Raw genomic sequence first — 22,461 nt, forward strand, 5'->3', positions numbered from 1 at the left:
CGCCGGGAAAAGCGCTAGAGTCGCGGCTTTCTCCCGCCAACCCCGGATCGATCATGCGCCTGTTGCTGCCTCTCGCCCTCGCCTGCCTGCCCCTGCTCGCCCACGGCGAGGCCTGCGTGGTGCACACCCAGGGCAAGGACGTCGACGTGAAGGTCTGTCAGCAGAACCGCACCATTCCGGAAAAACTCTTCCGCGAGGGTTTCTGCCAGCCGCAGCTCAAGGACCAGAAGGTCGAGGTGACCTACGCCGAGAATTGCCCCAGCGGCGCCTTCGGTGTCTGCGAGAACGCCCAGACCCAGGGCGTGCCCTATCGCCAGGACATCCACTACTACGGCGTGGCCAGCGACGCGCGCGTCCTCCAGCCCTTCTGCGAACAACAGAGCAACGGCCACTGGCGCAAACCGCAGTAACGGTCATCGCCCTGTCACACGGCTCGGGCTTACTGACCTCGGGTACCTCACACCCTCCCGGCACCCCACGCCGGACATGATCTTGGTGAATTGGGCCGCTCTCCCCGGGCGGCCCATTTTTTTGCCCGCGCGAAACCTCAGCCGAGCCAGTCGAGCGTGAGCAGCAGGCGTCGCTCACCCGGCGCCGGCAGCGGCGAGCGGTGGACGATGCCGCCGCCGAGATTGCCGGCCCATTTCTCGCCCTTGAACAGCCCCACGTCGCCGGCGGCCATCTCGCGGATCTCGGCCCGGCTGACCGGTTCGGCTGCCGCATCGCCCAGCCGTGCGCGGGCCATGGCCCACTCCTCCAGCCATTGGCTGGCGGGGCCCGAGTAGGTCGTGACCAGGCGCAGCGGCACGTGATCGACGTGGAAGCGCGGACACATGGCCTTGTCCAGGCTGCGCAGGCGCAGGCCGATGCGCTGCGCACCGGTCAGACAGGCGAAGGCTTCGGCCAGCCATTGCAGGTCGCTGCGAAACAGCGTGCAGCCGTCGAGCATGGCGTACTAGCGCAGCAGGTCGCCCAGTTCGACGCGCTCATCGACCACCTCGAGGCTCTGCGTCAGGTCCAGCGCCTGGGTCCCCAGCCAGCCGGCGAAGCTGCTGATTTCCGGGTACAGCGTGCGTTGCCAGACGGCCAGGTTGACGTCTTCCTTGAGCACTTCGGCGAGCACCTGCGGATCGTCGCTGAGCACCTGGCGCGGCCAGACGGGGGTTTCGAGGGCGAGCATCAGGCGCCGGCCTCCCAGGGTTCGAAGGGATCGGGCAGGCGTTTCCAGGCGGTGGTGCCGGCGGCCATTTCTTCTTCGTCGAGCAGGCAGTCGTCCAGCTCGGCGAACAGCCGCGGGAAGTCCAGGTTCTGGCCGATGAACACCAGTTCCTGGCGGCAATCGCCGCTGTCTTCGCGCCAGTGGCGCAGCACGCCCTGCAGCTCGGTGGTGTCCTGCGGCCAGTGCTCGCGCGGGACGAAGCGCCACCAGCGCCCGGCCAGGCCGTGACGCATCAGGCCGCCGGCCTGGGACCAGCTACCGGCCTCGCGGTAGCGGCTGGCGAGCCAGAAGAAGCCCTTGGAGCGCAGCAGCCGGCCGTTGCTCCAGGGCCGGGCGAGGAAGTCGTGGAAGCGCTGCGGGTGGAAGGGCCGGCGCGCCCGGTAGACATCCGAGGAGATGCCATAGGCCTCGGTCTCCGGCAGGTGCTCGCCGCGCAGTTCCTTGAGCCAGCCCGGCGCCCGCTCGGCGCGCTGGAAGTCGAAGCGGCCGGTGTCGAGGATGCTCGCCAGCGGCACCTGGCCCATGACCATGGGCTGGATGTCGGCGTCCGGGTTGAGCCGGCGCAGGATCGCCAGCAACTCGTCACGCTCGGCGCTACCGATCAGGTCGATCTTGCTCACCAGGATCACGTCGGCGAACTCCACCTGCTCCACCAGCAGGTCGCTGAGTGAGCGCTCGTCGTCCTCGCCCAGGGTTTCACCACGCTCGGCGAGGCTGTCGGCGCCCTGGTAGTCAGCGAGGAAGTTCAGCCCGTCGACCACCGTGACCAGCGTGTCCAGCCGCGCCAGGTCAGACAGGCTGCGGCCCTGCTCGTCGCGGAAGGTGAAGGTCTCGGCCACCGGCAGCGGTTCGGAGATGCCGGTGGATTCGATCAGCAGGTAGTCGAAGCGGCCTTCGCTGGCGAGGCGGCTGACCTCTTCCAGCAGGTCCTCGCGCAGGGTGCAGCAGATGCAGCCGTTGCTCATCTCCACGAGGCGCTCCTGGCCACGGTTGAGGCTGACATCGCGCTGCACCTCGCGGCCGTCGATGTTGATTTCGCTCATGTCGTTGACGATGACCGCGACCTTGAGGTCCTCGCGGTTCTTCAGCACATGGTTGAGCAGAGTGCTCTTGCCGGCGCCAAGGAAGCCGGACAGGACGGTGACGGGGAGTGGGGCGTTCACGGGGATCATCTCCAGGGATTTCAGGCTTCGCGGACGTGCAGTTCGCGCCGTTCCTGGCGCTCCTTGGCCTCGATGCACAGCGAGGCGGTGGGGCGCAGCAGCAGGCGGCGCAGACCGATCGGTTCGCCGGTTTCCTCGCACCAGCCGTAATCGCCCCGGGCCAGGCGCTCCAGCGCCTGGTCGATCTTGTCGAGCAGCTTCTTCTCGCGCTCCAGCAGGCGCAGTTGCCACTGGCGCGACTCCTCGCGGCTGGCGACATCGGCTTCGTCGCTGGCCCGCTCGGTGTCCTGCAGAGCCTGGAACTCCTCCTCGATGCGCCCTTGCAGTTCGTCGCGCTGGTCCAGCAGCAGTGCACGGAAATAGCCCTGTTGCGCCTCGCTCATGTAGGCCTCGCCGGGCTGGGCGAGCAGTTCCTGTTCGGTCATGACCGTCTCCGGAAGGGAGTGATCTTTTATGTTATATTATAACAATGCACGCTCGACAATAGCCTGCCGACGTGCGATATCGACGCTTCGCTCCACCCATCTGCCGAGACCCTCGATGCTGCGCCGCGCCCTGCTGCTCTGCCTGTTCTCTCCCTTCGCCCACGCCAGCGGGTCCGCGCCACTGCCTTTCCCCGGCGAGGAACCGGCGCGCTGCGCCTGGTCGGCTTCGGTGCTGGCCTGCATGGACGATTCGGGGAATCTCTACAGCGTCGCCACCCAGGGCCACGACACCTACCTGCGCGGTTTCGAGGCGAGCAGCGGACGACGTTGGGCGCAGACCGGCACGCGCTACGGCAGGCTGACCTTCTTCAGCGGGGTGACCAGCGATGGCCAGGTGTGGGTCGGCACCAGCCGCGGGATCGGCTGGACCAACATCAGCCGCTTCAGCAGCTCCACGGGTGACAGTGCGCGCCTGACCTGCGGCCGGGTCAGCGGTTGCAAGCAGCACGAACGCTGACGAGCCCATTGCGGGATCGGCGGGAAGCAAATACGTTATATTATAACAATTGCCGACTGTGACCCGCCCATGACCGCCCTGCTCCCCGATATCGCCTGCCAATCCACCCGCCTGCCCATCCCGCTCGACTGGGTCGGCATGCAAGGCATCGCCGTGCCGCTGCGTATCGCTGGCGAGCGCGTTGCCGCCTATGCCGACGCCGGCGTCAGCCTCGACGAAGCCGACGCGCGCGGCATCCACATGTCGAGGCTGTACCTGGCGCTGGAGGCGCTGGCGGATGCGGAGCTTTCACCGGCGCTGCTGCGTGACCTGCTCAGGCAGTTCCTCAGGAGCCACGCGCAGCTTTCCCGGCGCGCCAGCCTGACGCTGCGTTTCGAACTGCTGCTGCGACGCCCGGCGCTGGTCAGCCCACTGAGCGGCTGGAAGCGCTACGCCTGCGAGATCCACGCGCAGCTGGAGGACGATGCGCTGCACCTGGAGTTGCACCTGAATCTGCCCTACTCCTCGACCTGCCCGTGCTCGGCGGCACTGGCGCGCCAGCTGATCCAGGAGCGCTTCGACGCCGACTTCGCCGACCGCCCGCTGAAGGCCAGCGAGGTCCGCGCCTGGCTCGGCAGCCCGCAGGGCATAGTCGCCACGCCGCACAGCCAGCGCAGCGAGGCACAGCTGAACCTGCGACTCGACCCGACCGCACCGGCATTCGCTTTCAGCGAGCTGATCGACCACGCCGAAGACGCCCTCGGCACCGCCGTGCAGACGGCAGTCAAGCGCGCCGACGAACAGGCCTTCGCCCTGGCCAATGGGCAGAACCTGATGTTCTGCGAGGACGCCGCACGCCGGCTGCACCGGGCGCTGTTGCAGCGCGAAGAGGTGTCAGGCTTCGAGGTGCGCGTGGTGCATGCGGAAAGCCTGCACGCCCACGATGCGGTGGCGGTGAGCCGCTGGGTGCGCGACTAGGCGCCGAGGTCGAGTGCCAGGCGAATCTGGTCACGGCACTGGATGCCGTTCTCGTAGATCGGCTCGGGGTAATGCCGCACGAAGTGATCCGGCTCGATGCCGACGATGCGGAAGCCCAGGCGCTGGTACAGGCCGAGCTGGGCCAGGCTGGAGTTGCCGGTGGCGATGGTCAGGCGCTGCAGGCCTGCCTCGCGCGCCTGCTCGATGGCCGCCAGCAGCAGGCGGCGGCCCAGGCCGCGCTCCTGCCATTCGTCCTCGACCGCGAGGCTGGTGATCTCGGCGACGCCGGGCTCGCGGGGAGTCAGCGTCAGCACACCGCGCACGGAATCCGCCTCGTTCAGCGCCAGCAGGCGGGAATCGGGCAGGTAGCTCTCGATCTGTTCGCGGCTGGGGTCGGCCTTGAGCAACAGTGGCCAGGGCGCCTGCGCGGGCGAGAGTTCGACGAGGGACAGGTCCGGGAAGAAATTCACCATGATTCATCTACCAAAGAGTCAGTGGGGAAAGGCGGTTTAGCCTCCCCGGCCCCCCGATGCAAGCCTTTTGCTGCGCGCCGGAAAGACATCGGGCCCGGCAAGCCGGGCCCGATGGCACGCCACGAACAGGCTCAGGCGTAGAGGTCGCGGCGGCTCCAGGGCACTTCGTGGCCGCCGTCGGTATGCGGCTTGCTGGCGAGAATCTGGTGCAGGTTGATCCAGCCCTTCTTGAAGCCGTAGGCACAACCGGCCAGATACAGGCGCCAGATGCGCAGGGCCTGGTCGGGCACCAGTTTTGCCGCCTCGGCCAGCCTGGCCTCGAGGCTGTTGCTCCAGAAGTCCAGGGTGCGCGCGTAGTGCAGGCGCAGCCCTTCGACGTCGACCACTTCGAGCCCCGCCTCGCTCATGCGGGCGACGGCCAGCGACAGGTGCGGCAGCTCGCCGTGGGGGAACACGTAGCGGTCGATGAAGTCACCCGCGCCGCGCCCGACCGGGCGGCCGTCGGTGTTGCTGGAGGTGATGCCGTGGTTCATCACCAGCCCGCCCGGCCGCACCGCGTCGTACAGGTGCTGGAAGTAGAGGCCCAGGTTGGCGTGGCCGACGTGTTCGAACATGCCGACGCTGACCACCTTGTCGTAGCGGCCATCGCGCGGCAGGTCACGGTAGTCGCGCAATTCCAGGGTCACCTTGCCTTCCAGTCCTTCCGCCTTGACCCGCTCGCGGCCGAGCTTGAGCTGCTCCTCGCTGAGGGTGATGCCGTGCACCTGTGCGCCGAACTCCCGCGCCGCCAGGCGCGCCAGCCCGCCCCAGCCGCAGCCGACGTCGAGCAGCTTCTCGCCCGGTTTCAGGCGCAGCTTGCGGCACAGGTGACGCAGCTTGGCGAGCTGGGCGCTGGCCAGGTTTTCGTTGCCGGTCTCGTAGTAGGCGCAGGAGTACACCATCTCCGGGTCGAGCCAGAGCTGGTAGAACGCGTTGGACAGGTCGTAGTGGTAATGGATGGCTTCGGCGTCGGTGGCCTTGTCGTGGCTTTCGCGCACGTAGTCGGCATCGTCGTCGTCGTCACCCAGCGCGGCGCTCAGGGCGTCGGCCGTGGCGATCACTTCCTGCATCGGCCCCTCGATGTCCATTCGGTTCTCGACGTAGGCGCGACCGAGGATATCGAGGCTGGGGTGGGTGATCTCGGTCAGCAGCGTGGGATCGCGGACAACCAGAGTTACCTGCGGGTCGGGGCCGAGGTCGAAGACCTGGGCCTCGCCGATGCGGATACGCAGCGGCAACTGCAGGGACAGCAACTCAGAGGGCAGATTGGCTTTCATGCAAACCTCCTGGTCACAGGGCTGAAGAACTATAGACCAGCACTTCCATAGTCTTCGCCTATGGCCTGGCCCGCGGAAAACTATCGGGCGCCGACCGCAGCGGTGGACCTGCCGATTCCTTTGCTGTGGAGCGCCCCCAGCGGGAGGCGTTCCAAAAGAATTCACAGGCCCCGTGCACGAAAGACCCTGCACGAAACAATAGTTCGCTACGCAAGCGTAGCAGCCGCTTCGCCACCTATCGTTGCCAAGCCTGAGATAGAGCCTTTCCTGCCCGGTAACGATGATGCCGATGTGACAGATCGTCACTCCATTGCACTACACTGTGGCCCCCTCCGCGCGCCTTCCGACCGGAGGGCCTCTGCCGTCCAAGGGGGCTGTCTTGACTACCTTCTCCGCGCCTCGCCCGGCGGTCCGCACCGTGCTGGTGGGGCTGATGCTGGCGATCTTCCTCGGTGCGCTCGACCAGACCATCGTCGCCGTTTCCCTCCCGGCGATCTCCGCAGGCTTCGGCGATTTCGACCTGCTGGCCTGGGTCATCTCCGGCTACATGGTGGCGATGACCATCTCCATGCCGATCTACGGCAAGCTCGGCGACCTCTACGGCCGCCGCGTGCTGATGCTCTTCGCCATCGGCCTGTTCACCGTCGCCTCGCTGCTCTGCGGCGCCGCCCAGAGCATGGAGCAGCTGGTGCTTGCCCGCGTCCTGCAGGGCATCGGCGCCGGCGGCATGATGTCGGTGAGCCAGGCGATCATCGGTGACATCGTCCCGCCGCGCGAACGCGGCCGCTACCAGGGCTACTTCAGCAGCATGTACGCAGTGGCGAGCATCGCCGGCCCGGTGCTGGGCGGGCTGCTCACCGAGTACCTGTCGTGGCGCTGGGTGTTCCTGATCAACCTGCCGGTGGGCCTGGTCGCCCTCGCGGTGTCGCGCCGGACCCTGCGCGGCCTGCCGGTGCCGGGACGCAAGCCGGTGATCGACTACCTCGGCACGATGCTGATGATCGCAGGCCTGGGCAGCCTGCTGCTGGCGATCACCGAGGTCGGCCAGGGCGCGCGCTGGAACGACCCACAGATGCTCGCGCTGTTCGTCGCCGCCGTGGTGCTGATCGCCCTGTTCGTGCTGCAGGAGCGCCGCGCGCCGGAACCCCTGGTGCCGATGCACCTGTTCGGTATTCGCGCAGCCACCCTGAGCTGGCTGATCAGCTTCTTCGCCAGCTTCCAGGTCATCTCGCTGTCGGTGCTGGTGCCGCTGCGCTTCCAGTCGGTGACCGGCGCGGGCGCGGACAGCGCCGCACTGCACCTGCTGCCGCTGGCCATGGGCGTGCCGATCGGCGCGTACTGCTGCGGCCGTCTCACCGCGATCATCGGCCGCTACAAGCCGCAGATCGTCGGTGGCGCGCTGCTGATGCCGCTGGCAATTGCCGGCCTGGCGCTGACGCCGCCGAGCGCGTACTTCATCTCGGGCGTCTGCATGCTGCTCACCGGCATTGCCGCCGGCACGCAGTTCCCCACCAGCCTGGTAGCGGCGCAGAGCGCGGTGGAGACGAAACACCTGGGCGTGGCGACCAGCAACATCACGCTGTTCCGCTCACTGGGCGGAGCGGTGGGGATCGCGCTGATGTCCGCGCTGCTGCTGGCGATGCTGCAGCCGCTGGCGGGCGAGGCGGGTCATGGTCTGTCGACCAGCGCACTGCTGGCCAGCCTCAGCGGAGCCGGCCACGAGGCGCAGCGGCTCACGCTGGATGGGGTATTCGGGCACCTGTTCCTGATCAACGCAGGCTTCGGCGCCCTGGCCCTGCTGATCGCCGTGTCGCTGCCCGACCACGCCCTGCGCGGCCGGGGCAACGACTAGCGCCGCCGGCGCAGGTCAGTCCTCGTCGTTGAGGTAGCTGACCTTGCGCAGGTCCGGCAGCAGCAGGCAAACCACCAGCGCTACGCCGCACATGACCGAAACGTAGAGGTAGAACACCTCTTCCATGCCCATGGTCTTCAGGCCCAGCGCGGCGTATTCGGCCGAGCCGCCGAAGATCGCGTTGCCCACCGCGTAGGACAGGCCCACGCCCAGGGCGCGAATCTGCGGCGGGAACATCTCCGCCTTGATCAGGCCGCTGATCGAGGTGTACAGGCTGACGATGGCCATGGCCGCGATGATCAGCACGAAGGCCAGGTACGGGCTGCTCACCGCCTTCAGCGCGGAAAGGATCGGCCAGGTGAAGATCAGCCCGAGAGCGCCGAACCAGAGCATCGAGGTCTTGCGGCCGATACGGTCGGACAGTGCGCCGAACAGCGGCTGCATGCACATGTAGCAGAACAGCGCGAAGGTCATCACGCCGCTGGCCACCTTCGGGTCCATGCCGGCGGTGTTCACCAGGTATTTCTGCATGTAGGTGGTGAAGGTGTAGAAGATCAGCGAGCCGCCGGCGGTGAAGCCGAGCACGGTGAAGAAGGCGCGCTTGTGGTGGGTGAACAGTTCGGAGAGGGTGCCCGACTCCTTGCGGTTGAGGTTCGACTCCTTGGCCGTCTCGTGCAGCGAACGACGCAGGTAGAAGGCGATCACCGCAGTGATCGCGCCGACCACGAAGGGAATCCGCCAGCCCCATTCCTTCAGCTCGTCGGTGGTCAGCAGTTGCTGCAGGACCACCACCACCAGCACGGCCAGCAGCTGGCCGCCGATCAGGGTCACGTACTGGAAGGAAGCGAAGAAGCCGCGCTGGCCCTTGAGCGCCACTTCGCTCATGTAGGTCGCGCTGGTGCCGTACTCGCCTCCCACGGAAAGGCCCTGGAACAGCCGCGCCAGCAGCAGCAGCGCCGGCGCCGCGACGCCGATGGTGGCGTAGGTCGGCATCACCGCAATCGCCAGCGAGCCGCCGCACATCATCAGCACCGAGATCATCATCGCGGTCTTGCGGCCCTTCTTGTCGGCGATGCGGCCGAACAGCCAGCCGCCGATCGGACGCATCAGGAAGCCCGCGGCGAATACCCCGGCGGTGTTGAGCAGCTGCACCGTCGGATCGTCCGAGGGGAAGAAGGCGTGGGCGAAGTACAGAGCGGTGAAGGCGTAGACGTAGAAGTCGAACCACTCCACCAGGTTGCCCGACGAGGCGCCGACGATGGCGAGGATGCGCGAGCGACGCTCGTGGGCGGAGTATTGCGGTACGGCAGGTGTGTTCATGGGGATTCTCTTGTCAGTTGGAACAGCGTCCCGTCTTGATGGACGGAAATCCTTCTGCCGTCCGTGCCCGAGCGTCGCTCCAGGAGCGGAGTTTTCCCGGACACAATCAGAAACAGTATAGACACCTCCGATAGCCGGCTAACGAAATCCGCGGTCCCGACCGGCCCTTTTGGTTCGAATATCGGACACTTGCGAACGCGCGTTTGTCGTTTCCGATTGACCGGCCACTAGCCAGCTTCTATCGTTGGCGCGCTCCCCGCCCTGCGGGAGACTTGTCAGGTACCCCTCGCAGGGCCGGAGCCCGACCTTGTCCACAAGACAAGGTCGATTTCCATTCCCCTCGTGTAGCGGCCTCTGCCGCCTGGCCTCGGTGCCCCGTCCACACCCCCGGACGTGCAGGCACCGGGGGAATGTTGATCCGCCCCCTCGCCTTTCCCCCTGAATTTCCACGCCCTGAAACGAAAAAAGGCCCCCGAAGGGACCTTTCTCGTCAAACGTCTGAACGCTTATCGGCTTATTCCACCGTCACGGCTTATTCCACGGTGACCGATTTGGCCAGGTTGCGCGGCTGGTCGACGTCGGTGCCCTTGAGCACGGCGACGTAGTAGGACAGCAGCTGCAGCGGCACGGTGTAGAGGATCGGCGCCAGGCAGTCGTGGATCGCCGGCATGCCCACCACGTGGGTGCCTTCGCCATCGCTGATGCCGCTGCCGCCTTCGGCGAAGACCACCAGCTCGCCGCCACGGGCGCGGACTTCCTGCAGGTTGGACTTGAGCTTCTCCAGCAGCTCGTTGTTCGGCGCTACGGTGACCACCGGCATGTCGGCGTCGACCAGCGCCAGCGGGCCGTGCTTGAGCTCGCCGGCCGGGTAGGCCTCGGCGTGGATGTAGGAGATTTCCTTGAGCTTCAGCGCGCCTTCCATCGCTACCGGGTACTGGGCGCCACGGCCGAGGAACAGGGTGTGGTGCTTCTCGGCGAACAGCTCGCTGACCTTCTCCACCACCTTGTCCATGGACAGGGCTTCTTCCAGGTGGGTCGGCAGGCGGCGCAGCTCGTTCACCAGCTCGGCCTCGACGCCGTCGCCCAGGCGCTTCTGCACCTGGCCGATGCCCAGGGTCAGCAGCAGCAGGGCGACCAGTTGGGTGGTGAAGGCCTTGGTGGAGGCCACGCCGATTTCCGGGCCGGCGTTGGTCAGCAGGGTCATGTCAGACTCGCGCACCAGCGAACTGGTGGCGACGTTGCAGATCGCCAGGCTGGACAGGAAGCCCAGTTCCTTGGCATAGCGCAGCGCGGCCAGGGTGTCGGCGGTTTCGCCGGACTGGGAGATGGTGACGAACAGGGAGTCCGGGTGCACCGCGACCTTGCGGTAGCGGAACTCGCTGGCGACTTCGACCTGGCAGGGAATGCCGGTCAGGCTCTCCAGCCAGTATCGGGCGACCATGCCGGCGTGGTAGCTGGTGCCGCAGGCGACGATCTGCACGGTGCGCACCTTGGCCAGCAGTTCGCGGGCCTGCGGGCCGAAGTTGTCCACCAGCACCTGCTGGGCACCCAGGCGGCCTTCCAGGGTGCGCTGTACCACGGCGGGCTGCTCGTGAATCTCCTTGAGCATGAAGTGGCGGTAGCCGCCCTTGTCGGCCGCCTCGGCGCCCTCGTGGTAGCGCACTTCCTCGCGCTGCACCAGGTTGCCCTTCACGTCCCACAGCTGCAGGCCGTCGCGACGGATTTCGGCGATGTCGCCTTCTTCCAGGTAGATGAAGCGGTCAGTGACCTGGCGCAGCGCCAGCTGGTCGGAAGCGAGGAAGTTCTCGCCATGCCCCAGGCCCACCACCAGCGGGCTGCCGCTGCGTGCGGCGAGGATGCGGTCGGGTTGCTTGCTGCTGATCACCGCCAGGCCATAGGCACCGTGCAGTTCCTTGACCACCGCCTTGAGCGCGACGCTCAGGTCGCCCAGCTCACCCAGGCGCAGGTGCAGCAGGTGGGCGATGACCTCGGTGTCGGTCTGTGAGGTGAACTCGTAGCCGCGCGCCTTGAGCATTTCACGCAGGGGCTCGAAGTTCTCGATGATGCCGTTGTGCACCACCGCCACCTCGCCATGGGAAAAGTGCGGGTGAGCGTTGGCCTCGGTGGGCGCGCCGTGGGTGGCCCAGCGGGTGTGGGCGATGCCCAGGCGACCGAGCAGCGGCTGCTCGGTAATGGCCTGTTCGAGACTGGAAACCTTGCCGGCGCGGCGGCGGCGATCCAGCGCACCGCTATTGTCGATCACCGCCACACCGGCGCTGTCGTAGCCACGGTATTCCAGGCGCTTGAGGCCTTCGACGAGGATCGGGGTGATATTGCGCTCGGCGATGGCGCCTACGATTCCACACATGGCTTGGCTCTCCTGTCAGTCTTCGCAGCGCGCGCGGATCACTTTCACGCCGCGCGCCTGGATCAGTTCGAACGCTTCATCGCTCAGGCGTTCGTCGGTAATCAGGGTCTGGACGCTGCTCCACGGCAGCTCCAGGTTGGGAATGCGCCGGCCCAGCTTGTCGGCCTCGGCCATGACGATCACCTCGCGGGCGACCTCGGCCATGACCCGGCTCAGGCCCAGCAGTTCGTTGAAGGTCGTCGTGCCCCGCTCCAGGTCGAGCCCGGTGGCGCCGATGAACAGCTGATCGAAATCGTAGGAGCGCAGCACCTGTTCGGCCACCTGGCCCTGGAACGACTCCGAGTGCGGGTCCCAGGTGCCGCCGGTCATCAGCAGCACCGGTTCGCGCTCCAGCTCGCGCAGGGCATTGGCCACGCTCAGGGAATTGGTCATCACCACCAGGCCGGGCTTGCGGCCCAGCTCCGGGATCAGCGCGGCGGTGGTGCTGCCGCTGTCGATGATGATCCGCGCGTGCTCGCGGATGCAGGCAGCCGCGGCGCGGCCGATGGCCTGCTTGTAGCGCGACAGCGGCTGGCTCGGCTCGGCGATCAGCTCATGGGGCATCGGCACCGCGCCACCGTAGCGACGCAGCAGCAGGCCGTTGCCTTCCAGGGCAGCCAGGTCCTTGCGGATGGTCACCTCGGAGGTGGCGAAGCGGCGCGCGAGATCGTCCACGCTGACTTCGCCCTGTTCGGCGAGCAGCGCCAGGATGTCGTGGCGGCGTTGAGGTGTGTTGCGTTTCGACATGAACGATCAAGTTTCGATTCGAAAGATAAGTGTGCGAATCAAAACCTATGTTCTTTCGTTCGTCAAGAATTTCCGGTGTGATTGAAATCTCTTTCTGTAGGAGCGCGACATGCGCGCGATCGCGGGCATGGCCCGCTCCTACAGGGAAAGAATCGCGCTCAGTCGACTTCCAGACGATTGCGCCCACCGCGCTTGGCACGGTACAGCGCCTGGTCGGCGCGCTCGAACACGGCTTCGGCGCGCTCGCCTTCGCGGAACGCCGTCAGGCCCGCCGAGCAGGTGATGCTCAGGCGTTCGCCCTTGAAGTGGAACGGGCAGGCTTCGATGGCGCCGCGCAGCACGTCGAGCAGTTGCTGTCCGCCGTCCAGCGGCGTGGCGGGCAGCAGCACGACGAACTCCTCGCCGCCGTAGCGGGCGATGAAATCGGTCTTGCGCACGCGCTTGGCCAGTTCGTTGGCGATGATCTTCAGCACCTTGTCACCGGCGAGGTGGCCGAAGTCGTCGTTGATGCGCTTGAAGTGGTCGACGTCGAGCACCGCCAGCAGCAGGTCGCCGCCGTAGCGCTCCCAGCGCGAGACCTCCAGCTCCAGCCGCTCGCTCAGCGCGGCGCGGTTGGGCAGGCCGGTCAGGGCATCGGTCATGGCCTTCTGGCGCTGGTCCTCGATGTTCGCCTGGAAGGTGCGGGCCTCCTCTTCCATGCTGGTGACGCGGGTCACCAGCGACTGGATGCGCTCGCCCACCTCGCGCTCACGGACTTCGCGCTCCTCGCGGAAGCGGTCCATGGTGCCGACCAGGCCCTGCAGGCGCGACTCGACATTGCGCTTGAGGCCCTCAAGGTCGGTGGCTTCGAGCACGCTTTCCTTCAGGCCGCTGACCTGTTCACGCAGGGTATCGTCAAGGTCGCGGGCGCTGGAGCTGGAGCCGCTGTGATTCTCCTGGACCGCCTGCAGGCCGTCGAGGAAGGTGCCCAAGCGCTCGTTGAGCTGGTGCAGGTAGCCTTCGAACTCGCGCTGGCCGCTGTCGTTGAGTGACAACACCAGGACGCCCAGGTCGTCCAGCACCGGCACCAGTTCGTACCAGTTGAGGCTGCCATGGATGCGCGAGCGCAGCTCCTCGGCCTGGATCTGCTGGGCGGCCGGCAGGTGCATCTCGTCCAGCAGGCGCAGCAGGCTCGCCTCGATGTGTGGCGCCACAGCGCTGTAACCGGGCTCCGGGCGCGGCGGCAGGGCGTAGGGATCGTTGGCCTGGCGCGCGTCTTCCGGCGTGCCGAACAGGCCGGGCGGCACCGGCAGGCTGTCGAGCAGCTTGGAATCGTCGCGGGCGACAGACTCCGCCACGCGCGCCGGGACCAGCACTTCCGCCATGGCGACAGCTTCGCCCGGCGCGGCCGGGGACAGTGCGGCGACGGGCTCTGGCGCAGGGGCCGTGGCAAGGGCGCCGGCCCGCTCCATGACGGGCTCGGCAACCGCCTCAGCGACCACCGACGCGGCAGGTGCAGGTGCAGGTGCAGGTGCAGGTGCAGGTGCAGGTGCAGGTGCAGGTGCAGCAGGTTGCCCGACGGCGGGCACAGGTTCATCCACCACTACTTCGTCGAAGGGCGCTGCCTCTGCCGTTGCGGCGGGCGCAGTGGGCAGCGATTCCGGCAAGTCTGCGTCGTCGTTGTCCCGGCTGCCGAACAGCCGTTGCAGGAAGCCGGGGCGCTGCTCGCCGCCACCATTGCCGAAATGATCCAGCACCTGGCGCTGCAGGCGGCTCAGTTCGGCCAGCAGGGCCGGTAGTTCACGGGAGGAGCTGCCACGGCTGGGAATGTCCTTGGCCAGGCGCTTGAGTGGCTTGCGTACGTCACCCGGCATGTCCAGGGACAGCAGTTGCTGCGACAGCTGGCCCAGCGCGGCGATGTTCTGCTCGACGCGCTGCTGGCGGCGCTGCTCGGAGTCGAGCACGGCCTTTTCCAGCTGCGGGATCAGGCGCGACAGGCCGGCGTCCATCTCGTCGCGGCGCAATACCTCGCGCAGCTCCTTCATGCACGCATCCACCGCCTTGTCGCTGCCTTCAGCGGCCAGGCTGCTGCGCACCAGTCCGCGACGCAGCAGGTCGAGACGGGCATCCCAGCGGCGCTCGAGCTTTTCCTGCTGCTCGAGGTTGTCCAGGTACTTCTGTTTCCAGCGTTGGTCGTCGTCGCGACTCATTCAGGGGCCTCGCCGCGCAAGGCGAGCGACGAGGACGAACGCAGGGCATCCGGCAGGCGGATTTCCACGGCCACGGGCAGGTGGTCGGAAATCGGGTGCGGGAGGACACTGACGCGTTCCAGCGCCAGCTCGGAACTGAGCAGGATGTGGTCCAGGCAGCGCTGTGGGCGCCAGCTGGGGAATGTGGCCTCGACCTGCGGGGCGATGAGCTGGAGGTCGCGCAGCGGCGAGCTTTCCAGCAGGTCGGTGGCATGGGTGTTCATGTCGCCCATCAGCACATGGTGGCGGTAATCCTGCAGCAGCTCACGGATGTAGGCGAGCTGGCGGGTGCGGGTCCGCGCGCCGAGGGCCAGGTGCATCATCACCACGGCCAGCGCGTCACGGCCTTCGCCGAAGCGCATGAGGATCGCGCCGCGTCCGGGCGGGCCGGGCAACGGGTGATCTTCCAGGGCGGTGGGCTGCAGGCGGCTGAGCAGGCCGTTGCTGTGCTGGGCGATGCGCCCGAGATTGCGGTTGAGCTGCTGGTACCAGTAGGGGAAGGCGCCGAGCTGGGCCAGGTGTTCGACCTGGTTGATGTTGCCGGAGCGGATGCTGCCGCCGTCGGCTTCCTGCAGGGCGACCACATCGTAGTCGTGGAGCAGTTCGCCGATGCGCTGCAGGTTGCTGGCGCGCCCGGCGGCCGGCAGCAGGTGCTGCCAGCCGCGGGTCAGGTAGTGGCGGTACCTTTCGGTACTGATCCCTACCTGGATGTTGAAGCTGAGCAGGCGGAGCCGGCCGTCGTCGGGCAGGCCGGCGGGTGTCCCATGGGCGGCATTCACCCGCGGGACGCAGGCCCCCGCGACACGATCACGAGTCCGCCGGCGCAGCATCGTCGTCGGACCTTACTGAGCGGCCTTGGCGTCGGCGCGTTCCTTGGCGATCAGCTGGTCAGCCAGCTGCAGCGCCTCGTCCGGGCCACCGGCCGAGCCGATGTCGAAGCGGTACTTGCCATTGACCACCAGGGTCGGCACGCCGCTGATCTGGTAGGCCATCGCCAGTTTCTTGGCCTTTTCGATCTGGCCCTTGATGGCGAAGGAGTTGTAGGTGCTCAGGAACTTGTCCTTGTCCACGCCCTGTTCGGCGACGAAGTCAGCCATTTCTTCCGGGGTGGTCAGGGCTTTCGGGTTGTTGTGCAGCTTCTCGAAGATCGAGTGGTGCACCTTCTTCTCCACGCCCATGGACTCCAGGGTCAGGAACAGCTGGCCGTGGATGTTCCACAGGCCGCCGAACATGGCCGGAATGCGCACGAAGTGAACGTCGGCCGGCAGCTTCTCGACCCACGGGTTGATGGTCGGTTCGAACGCGTAGCAATGCGGGCAGCCGTACCAGAACAGCTCCACCACCTCGATCTTGCCGGGCTGGGAGACCGGGACGGCCTGGTTCAGCTCGGTGTAGTTCTTGCCCGCTTCGAAGTCGGCGGCGTTCGCGTTGACGGCGAACAGGCCGGCGAAGGCAAGAGCGGCGGTGAAAATCAGGTTACGCATGGTTCACTCCTTGGCTGAGCGGAACCGCCACGCTGCACGCGGCGGGATGAAGCGGTTTGACCGGAGGGGCCAGACACGGTTCCAGCATTGTAGTGGGGGCGGATGCAAAAAAGGGCGGCCTGAGCCACCCTTTTTTTCGAAGCAGATTTTCGATCTGGCGTTTCCGCCACAAGGGCTGCTTAGTGCAGGCCTTCGATGTAGCTGGAGATCGCGGCGATGTCCTTGTTGGACAGCTTGGCGGCGATGCTGCGCATGATCATGGCGTCGCCGTCGTTGGTGCGCTCGCCTTCGCGGAAGGCGGTCAGCTGTTTGGCGGTGTAGGCCGCGTGCTGGCCACCCAGGTGCGGGAAGCCGGCTTCTGCGTTGCCCTGACCAGCCGGGTTGTGGCAACCGGTGCAGGCCGGCATGCCTTCGGCGAGCTTGCCGCCGCGGAACAGGGCTTCACCCTGGGCGACCAGCTTGGGATCGGCGGCGCCGACGCTGGGGTTCTGGCTGGAGAAGTAGGCGGCGATGTCTGCCAGGTCCTCATCGCTGAGGTTGGTCAGCAGGCCGGTCATTTCCAGCACGGTCCGCTTGCCGTCCTTGATGTCGTGCATCTGCTTGAGCAGGTAACGCTCACCCTGCCCGGCCAGTTTCGGGAAGTTGGGCGCCATGCTGTTGCCATCGGCGCCGTGGCAGGCACCACAGACAGCAGCTTTCGCCTGACCGGCCTTGGCATCGCCAGCGGCGTTCGCCACACCGACAAGACCCAGGGTCAACAGCAGACTCACGATCAATTTGTTCATCAGCTAATCCAATAACGGCTAAGGGTGAAAGAGTAAGGCCTGGGAGTTACTTCGACATCCACTGGATAATTGTCTGGTAATCCTCGGCGCTGCAGTCGGTGCACAGGCCGCGAGGCGGCATCGCGTTGAAACCGTTGGTCACATGTTGCACCAGCGTGTCCATGCCCTTGTCCAGGCGTGGCTTCCAAGCGGCGGCGTCGCCCTTTTTCGGCGCCATTGGCAACTGACCATTGTGGCAGGCGCCACAGGCTCTGTTGAAAACGGCTTCCGGATCCTGGGCCGCCAGGGCGCTGGATGCCAGCGCGGCAACGATGGCTGCGAACAGCAGTTTCTTCATGATTATCCTCATCGCAGGGAACATCCGCGTTCTTGATTGCGCGGACTCCAACGTTCCCGTGTGGCTCGACCCTGGGGGATAAAGCGCACACAAAATCCGCGGCATTATATACTTCAGATGCCCAAACGGAAACGAAACCGCCCCCCGCGACACCGCGTCGCACCCGCCGCGAAGTTACCCATGCCCTCGAATAACGCTACGAAAAACCCGATTCTCGGCCTCTGCCAACAGGCCACTTTCCTCATTTCCGCCGCCAAGGTGAACCAGTGCCCGGAAGACTCCGGCCTGGAAGTCGCCTTCGCCGGCCGCTCCAACGCGGGCAAGTCCAGTGCGCTGAACGCGCTGACCCACGCGAACCTGGCGCGGACCTCCAAGACCCCCGGCCGCACCCAGTTGCTGAACTTCTTCCGCCTGGATGACGAACGCCGCCTGGTCGACCTGCCCGGCTACGGCTACGCCAAGGTGCCGATCCCGCTGAAGCTGCACTGGCAGCAGCACCTGGAAGCTTATCTCTCCAGCCGCAATGCGCTAGCCGGCGTGGTGCTGATGATGGATATCCGCCACCCGCTGACCGATTTCGACCGCCTGATGCTCGACTGGGCGCAGGCCAGCCAGCTGCCGATCCACGTGCTGCTGACCAAGGCCGACAAGCTGGCCTACGGCGCGGCGAAGAACGCGCTGCTCAAGACCCGCAAGGAAATCCTCGACGGCTGGGGCGATGTCGCCACCCTGCAGCTGTTCTCGGCACCCAAGCGCCAGGGCGTGGAGGAGGCGCAGCTGGTCCTGGCCGGTTGGCTGGGGCTGCTGGACGAGGAAGAAGAGGAGGCCGGCGAGGAGGCCTGAGGCCAAATCGCAGGCAAAAAAAACCCCGAGCTTCGTATGGGGAGGGGGAAGTTCGGGGTTTAAGTCCGGACCGCTAGGGCGGGGTCCAGTAATCTGCCAACACTAAACACTGCAAAGGAGCATCGAAGGGCTTCACCAGCCATTCACGAGTTCTGACTCGGCTCCGCGCGGGAAAGTTCAGCGGGTCACAAAAGATTTTTTCAGGCCGCCCCCGAAGGGCCTGAACAATCGTGCCAGAAGGCCCGGCTGGCGGGCCTTGCGACCGTTCGTCCAGTCGTCAGTGCGCCTCGTCCCAGTTCGCCCCGACACCGGCTTCGACGACCAGCGGTACATCCAGTTCCGCCGCACCGCTCATCAGTGGCCGAATGCCATCGCGGACCTGATCCACCAGGTCCTCGCGCACTTCCAGGACCAGTTCGTCGTGTACCTGGAGGATGACGCGGGCATCGATGCCGCTTTCCTGCAGCCAGTTATCCACAGCCACCATGGCGCGCTTCATGATGTCCGCGGCCGTTCCCTGCATCGGTGCGTTGATCGCGGTGCGCTCGGCGGCCTTGCGCATGGCGCCGTTCTTCGAGGCGATTTCCGGGAGGTACAGGCGACGGCCAAACAGGGTTTCGACGAAGCCCTGCTCGGCGGCCTGGGCGCGGGTGCGTTCCATGTAGGCCAGCACGCCCGGGTAGCGGGCGAAATAGCGGTCGATGTAGGCCTGGGCCTCCTTGCGCTCGACGCCGATCTGCTTGGCCAGGCCGAAGGCGCTCATGCCGTAGATCAGGCCGAAGTTGATCGCCTTGGCGCTGCGGCGCTGGTCGGAGGTGACCTCTTCCAGCGGCACGCCGAAGACTTCGGCGGCAGTGGCGCGGTGCACGTCGCGGTCATGGCGGAAGGCGTCCAGCAGGCCTTCGTCCTTGGCCAGGTGCGCCATGATGCGCAGTTCGATCTGCGAGTAGTCCGCCGCCAGCAGCTGGTAGCCCTTGGGCGCGACGAAGGCCTGGCGGATGCGCCGGCCTTCGGCGGTACGGATCGGGATGTTCTGCAGGTTCGGGTCGCTGGAGGACAGCCGGCCGGTCGCCGCCACCGCCTGGTGGTAGCTGGTGTGGATGCGCCCGGTGCGCGGGTTGATCTGCTCCGGCAGCTTGTCGGTGTAGGTGCTCTTGAGCTTGCTCAGGGAGCGGTACTGCATGATCACCTTGGGCAGCTCGTAATCCTGCTCGGCCAGCTCGGCGAGGACGGCCTCGGCAGTGGACGGCTGGCCGGTGGCGGTCTTGGACAGCACCGGCAGGCCGAGCTTTTCATAAAGGATGGCGCCCAGCTGCTTGGGCGAGCCGAGGTTGAACTCTTCACCCGCCAGCTCAAAGGCCTGGCGCTGCAGCTCGACCATCTTCTCGCCCAGTTCGACGCTCTGCTTGCCCAGCAGGTTGGCATCGACCAGCGCGCCGTTGCGCTCGATGCGCGCCAGCACCGGCACCAGCGGCATCTCGATTTCGGTGAGCACCTTGGCCAGGGACGGAATGGCCTCCAGCTTCTGCCACAGGGTCTGGTGCAGGCGCAGGGTCACGTCGGCGTCTTCGGCCGCATAGGGGCCGGCCTGCTCCAGGGCGATCTGGTCGAAGGTCAGCTGCTTGGCGCCCTTGCCAGCGATGTCCTCGAAGCGGATGGTGCTGTGGCCGAGGTACTTGAGCGCCAGGCTGTCCATGTCGTGGCGGGTCGCGGTGGAGTCCAGCACGTAGGATTCGAGCATGGTGTCGTAGGCGATACCCTGCACGGCGATGGGCGTCGAGGCGTTGGCCAGGACGTTCATGTCGTACTTGGCGTGCTGGCCGACCTTGCGCTTCTTCGGGTCCTCCAGCAGCGGCTTGAGGGCCTTGAGCACCGCGTCGCGGTCCAGCTGCGCCGGCACACCCATGTAGCTGTGGGCCAGCGGCACATAGGCGGCTTCGCCTTCTTTGACTGCGAAGGAAACACCCACCACCTGCGCCTGCTGCGGGTCGAGGCTGGTGGTCTCGGTGTCGAAGGCGATCAGCTCGGCGGCTTCCAGCTTCTTCAGCCAGGCGTCGAACTGGGGTTGCTCCAGAACGATCTCGTAGAGCTTCTCGGCCGCGGCAGCTGCCGGGGCCTCTTCCAGCGCCAGCTGCGGGCTGCCGGCCTTGGCCGCCTGGCGTTGCAGATCATCCAGCCCGGTCTTGAATTCCAGGGTGCGATACAGCTCGGTCAGGGCCTCGCGGTCCGGTTCGCCGGGGTGCAGGGCTTCGATCTCGACGTTCAGTTCAACATCGCACTTGATGGTGGCGAGCTGGTAGGACAGGTAAGCCATGTCCTTGTGCTCTTCGAGCTTGGCCGGCAGGCCCTTGGCGCCGCGGATCGGCAGTTCGGGTACCTTATTCAGGCTGGCGTAGAGCACATCGAGGCCGCCACCGACGCCGGTGAGCAGGCCGAGGGCGGTCTTCTCGCCGACACCGGGCACGCCGGGAATGTTGTCGACCTTGTCGCCCATCAGTGCCAGGTAATCGATGATCAGCTCAGGACCGACACCGAATTTCTCCTTAACGCCATCCACATCGAGCACGCTACCGGTCATCGTGTTGACCAGCGTAATGTGCCCGTCGACCAGCTGCGCCATGTCCTTGTCGCCGGTGGAGATCACCACCGCCCGGCCTCCGGCCGCGCTCTGCCGGGCCAGGGTGCCGATCACGTCGTCCGCTTCCACGCCTTCCACGCAGAGCAGGGGCAGGCCGAGGGCGCGCACGGTGGCGTGCAGCGGCTCCACCTGCACGCGCAGGTCGTCCGGCATCGAGGGGCGATTGGCCTTGTACTCGGCAAACATCTCGTCGCGGAAGGTCCCGCCCTTGGCATCGAAGACCACCGCGAAGGGGCTGTCCGGGTACTGCTTGCGCAGGCTCTTGAGCATGTTCAGCACGCCCTTCACCGCTCCCGTGGGCATGCCGCTGGAGGTCATCAGCGGCGGCAGGGCATGGAAAGCGCGATACAGGTAGGACGAGCCGTCCACGAGGACGAGGGGTGCTTGGCTCATGAGGGGAATCAACCTTTTCAGAAGGGCTCGGGCTAAAATGTCCGTAGCCAATTCGACAAAGGGACAAGGTTATCATGCGTACGTTGAACCGCCTGTTGCTCGCCGCTCTGCTGGGTCTTGGCGCGACCACCGTGTTGGCGGCGGACGATGCCCCGACGCCGGAACCGGATGTGACCATCCGCCAGGAGGGCGACAAGACCATCCAGGAATACCGCGTGAACGGATTCCTCTACGCCATCAAGGTCGTGCCCAAGCACGGCAAGCCGTACTTCCTGGTGCGCCAGGACGGCAGCGACGGCAACTTCATCCGCTCGGACCAGCCCGACAAGCTGATTCCGCAGTGGCAGATCTTCAGCTGGTAAACCCTCCCCTCCACGACGCTCCAGAGGATTGAGCATGTCGGTATTCACGCCTCTGGAACGTCCGGTCCTGGAAGACTTCCTCGCCCCCTACGGCCTCGGCCGGATGCGGGACTTCCGCGGCATCGCGGAAGGCTCGGAGAACAGCAACTTCTTCGTCAGCCTGGAACGGGGCGAGTTCGTCCTGACCCTGGTGGAGCGCGGTCCGGTGCAGGAAATGCCGTTCTTCATCGAACTGCTCGACGTGCTGCACGGGGCTGACCTGCCAGTGCCCTACGCGCTGCGCACGAAGGACGGCGAGGCGCTGCGCCAGCTCGAAGGCAAGCCGGCGCTGCTGCAGCCGCGCCTGGCCGGCCGTCACGAACGCTCGCCGAACAACCATCACTGCCAGGAAGTCGGCGACCTGCTGGCACGCCTGCACCTGGCGACCCGCGAGCGGATCATCGAGCGCCCCAGCGACCGTGGTTTGAGCTGGATGCTGCACGAAGGCGAGACGATGCAGTCGCACCTGTCCGGCGACGCCGCGACCCTGCTGGGCGATGCCCTGGAGGAGATCGCCCGCCTGCTCGCCGAACAGCCGGCGCTGCCGCGCGCCAACCTGCACGCCGACCTGTTCCGCGACAACGTACTGTTCGACGGCCCGCACCTGGCGGGGGTGATCGACTTCTACAACGCCAGCTCCGGCTGGATGCTTTACGACCTGGCGATCACCGTGAACGACTGGTGCTCGACGGACGACGGCGCCCTCGACGGCCCGCGCGCCCGCGCCCTGCTGGCGGCCTATGCGGCCAAGCGGCCGTTCACCGCGCTCGAAGCCGAGCTGTGGCCGGAGATGCTGCGGGTGGCTTGCGTGCGCTTCTGGCTGTCGCGACTGATCGCCGCCGAGGCATTCGCCGGGCAGGACGTGCTGATCCACGACCCGAGTGAATTCGAGCGACGCCTGGCGCAGCGGCAGACGGTGGGGATTCGTTTGCCGTTTGCGTTGTAAGGACGCGCTT

At 66.4% G+C, this 22,461-nt stretch carries 20 protein-coding genes and 1 pseudogene; 7 read left to right on the top strand and 14 right to left on the bottom strand.

Going from position 1 to position 22,461, the window contains the following annotated elements:
• Positions 1–53: 53 nt before the first annotated feature.
• The gene (locus IB255_RS12920) at positions 54–410 is read left to right on the top strand and encodes an NADH:ubiquinone oxidoreductase (protein ID WP_192210449.1); all 357 of its coding nucleotides are present in this window, start codon (positions 54–56) and stop codon (positions 408–410) included.
• Positions 411–547: 137 nt separating this feature from the next.
• On the opposite strand, the pseudogene IB255_RS12925 reads toward IB255_RS12920, so the two are convergent.
• The 3 genes and pseudogenes from IB255_RS12925 to dksA form a co-directional block, all read right to left on the bottom strand.
• Positions 548–1,180, bottom strand: a pseudogene (locus tag IB255_RS12925) (DUF1826 domain-containing protein).
• The gene (gene zigA, locus IB255_RS12930; RefSeq protein ID WP_192210450.1) at positions 1,180–2,382 is read right to left on the bottom strand and encodes a zinc metallochaperone GTPase ZigA; all 1,203 of its coding nucleotides are present in this window, start codon (positions 2,380–2,382) and stop codon (positions 1,180–1,182) included. Before zigA ends, IB255_RS12925 begins: the two are co-directional and overlap by 1 nt.
• A 20-nt stretch (positions 2,383–2,402) precedes the next feature.
• Positions 2,403–2,807: an RNA polymerase-binding protein DksA gene (gene dksA, locus IB255_RS12935; RefSeq protein ID WP_081518815.1), complete on the bottom strand. Its 405-nt coding sequence runs from the start codon at positions 2,805–2,807 to the stop codon at positions 2,403–2,405.
• A gap of 115 nt (positions 2,808–2,922) precedes the next feature.
• Here dksA and IB255_RS12940 point away from each other — a divergent pair, with 115 nt between their 5' ends.
• Together IB255_RS12940 and folE2 are read left to right on the top strand one after the other, a co-directional pair.
• Positions 2,923–3,324: a hypothetical protein gene (locus tag IB255_RS12940; RefSeq protein ID WP_192210451.1), complete on the top strand. Its 402-nt coding sequence runs from the start codon at positions 2,923–2,925 to the stop codon at positions 3,322–3,324.
• 69 nt (positions 3,325–3,393) lie between these two features.
• Positions 3,394–4,281, top strand: coding sequence for a GTP cyclohydrolase FolE2 (gene folE2, locus IB255_RS12945; RefSeq protein ID WP_081518817.1), 888 nt, complete (start codon positions 3,394–3,396; stop codon positions 4,279–4,281).
• Here folE2 and IB255_RS12950 read toward each other — a convergent pair.
• Together IB255_RS12950 and cfaB are read right to left on the bottom strand one after the other, a co-directional pair.
• A complete protein-coding gene (locus IB255_RS12950) occupies positions 4,278–4,754 on the bottom strand; it encodes a GNAT family N-acetyltransferase (protein WP_081518818.1) in 477 nt (158 codons plus the stop codon). The two genes, folE2 and IB255_RS12950, sit on opposite strands and share 4 nt — an antisense overlap.
• Positions 4,755–4,885: 131 nt before the next feature.
• Complete coding sequence (gene cfaB, locus IB255_RS12955) at positions 4,886–6,070, bottom strand: C17 cyclopropane fatty acid synthase CfaB (RefSeq protein WP_192210452.1); 1,185 nt, start codon at positions 6,068–6,070, stop codon at positions 4,886–4,888.
• Between the two features lie 379 nt (positions 6,071–6,449).
• Between cfaB and IB255_RS12960 the strand changes: the two genes are divergently transcribed.
• Complete coding sequence (locus IB255_RS12960) at positions 6,450–7,922, top strand: MDR family MFS transporter (RefSeq protein ID WP_263866022.1); 1,473 nt, start codon at positions 6,450–6,452, stop codon at positions 7,920–7,922.
• Between the two features lie 15 nt (positions 7,923–7,937).
• Here the strand turns inward: IB255_RS12960 and IB255_RS12965 are convergent, their stop codons facing one another.
• From IB255_RS12965 to IB255_RS13000, 8 genes are all read right to left on the bottom strand, one after another.
• Complete coding sequence (locus IB255_RS12965; protein WP_192210453.1) at positions 7,938–9,242, bottom strand: MFS family transporter; 1,305 nt, start codon at positions 9,240–9,242, stop codon at positions 7,938–7,940.
• Positions 9,243–9,774: 532 nt separating this feature from the next.
• Positions 9,775–11,610: a glutamine--fructose-6-phosphate transaminase (isomerizing) gene (glmS, locus tag IB255_RS12970; protein WP_192210454.1), complete on the bottom strand. Its 1,836-nt coding sequence runs from the start codon at positions 11,608–11,610 to the stop codon at positions 9,775–9,777.
• A 15-nt stretch (positions 11,611–11,625) separates the two neighbouring features.
• On the bottom strand, positions 11,626–12,396 hold the full coding sequence (locus tag IB255_RS12975; RefSeq protein ID WP_081518822.1) for a DeoR/GlpR family DNA-binding transcription regulator: 771 nt from the start codon (positions 12,394–12,396) through the stop codon (positions 11,626–11,628).
• Between the two features lie 158 nt (positions 12,397–12,554).
• A complete protein-coding gene (locus tag IB255_RS12980; RefSeq protein ID WP_192210455.1) occupies positions 12,555–14,585 on the bottom strand; it encodes a GGDEF domain-containing protein in 2,031 nt (676 codons plus the stop codon).
• Positions 14,582–15,454 (bottom strand): endonuclease/exonuclease/phosphatase family protein, encoded by an 873-nt coding sequence (locus IB255_RS12985; protein ID WP_081518824.1) that lies wholly within the window; start codon positions 15,452–15,454, stop codon positions 14,582–14,584. Before IB255_RS12985 ends, IB255_RS12980 begins: the two co-directional genes overlap by 4 nt.
• 12 nt (positions 15,455–15,466) lie before the next feature.
• The gene (locus IB255_RS12990; RefSeq protein ID WP_081518825.1) at positions 15,467–16,108 is read right to left on the bottom strand and encodes a thiol:disulfide interchange protein DsbA/DsbL; all 642 of its coding nucleotides are present in this window, start codon (positions 16,106–16,108) and stop codon (positions 15,467–15,469) included.
• A gap of 179 nt (positions 16,109–16,287) precedes the next feature.
• Positions 16,288–16,893, bottom strand: coding sequence for a c-type cytochrome (locus tag IB255_RS12995; protein WP_081518826.1), 606 nt, complete (start codon positions 16,891–16,893; stop codon positions 16,288–16,290).
• A 46-nt stretch (positions 16,894–16,939) separates the two neighbouring features.
• Positions 16,940–17,230, bottom strand: a complete 291-nt coding sequence (locus IB255_RS13000; RefSeq protein ID WP_017521244.1) for a c-type cytochrome — start codon at positions 17,228–17,230, stop codon at positions 16,940–16,942.
• Positions 17,231–17,410: 180 nt separating this feature from the next.
• Between IB255_RS13000 and yihA the strand changes: the two genes are divergently transcribed.
• Positions 17,411–18,073, top strand: a complete 663-nt coding sequence (gene yihA, locus IB255_RS13005) for a ribosome biogenesis GTP-binding protein YihA/YsxC (protein WP_138519891.1) — start codon at positions 17,411–17,413, stop codon at positions 18,071–18,073.
• Between the two features lie 277 nt (positions 18,074–18,350).
• Here yihA and polA read toward each other — a convergent pair whose 3' ends face one another.
• Positions 18,351–21,104 carry a DNA polymerase I gene (polA, locus tag IB255_RS13010; RefSeq protein ID WP_192210456.1) on the bottom strand — a complete coding sequence of 918 codons (2,754 nt, stop codon included), beginning with the start codon at positions 21,102–21,104 and terminating at the stop codon, positions 18,351–18,353.
• A 74-nt stretch (positions 21,105–21,178) separates the two neighbouring features.
• Between polA and IB255_RS13015 the strand changes: the two genes are divergently transcribed.
• Together IB255_RS13015 and IB255_RS13020 are read left to right on the top strand one after the other, a co-directional pair.
• Complete coding sequence (locus IB255_RS13015) at positions 21,179–21,466, top strand: DUF2782 domain-containing protein (protein ID WP_045213413.1); 288 nt, start codon at positions 21,179–21,181, stop codon at positions 21,464–21,466.
• 34 nt (positions 21,467–21,500) lie between these two features.
• Complete coding sequence (locus tag IB255_RS13020) at positions 21,501–22,451, top strand: homoserine kinase (protein WP_192210457.1); 951 nt, start codon at positions 21,501–21,503, stop codon at positions 22,449–22,451.
• Positions 22,452–22,461 lie beyond the last annotated feature (10 nt).

This window comes from Pseudomonas sp. PDM22 (genome assembly GCF_014851965.1).
Taxonomy (GTDB): Bacteria; Pseudomonadota; Gammaproteobacteria; order Pseudomonadales; family Pseudomonadaceae; genus Pseudomonas.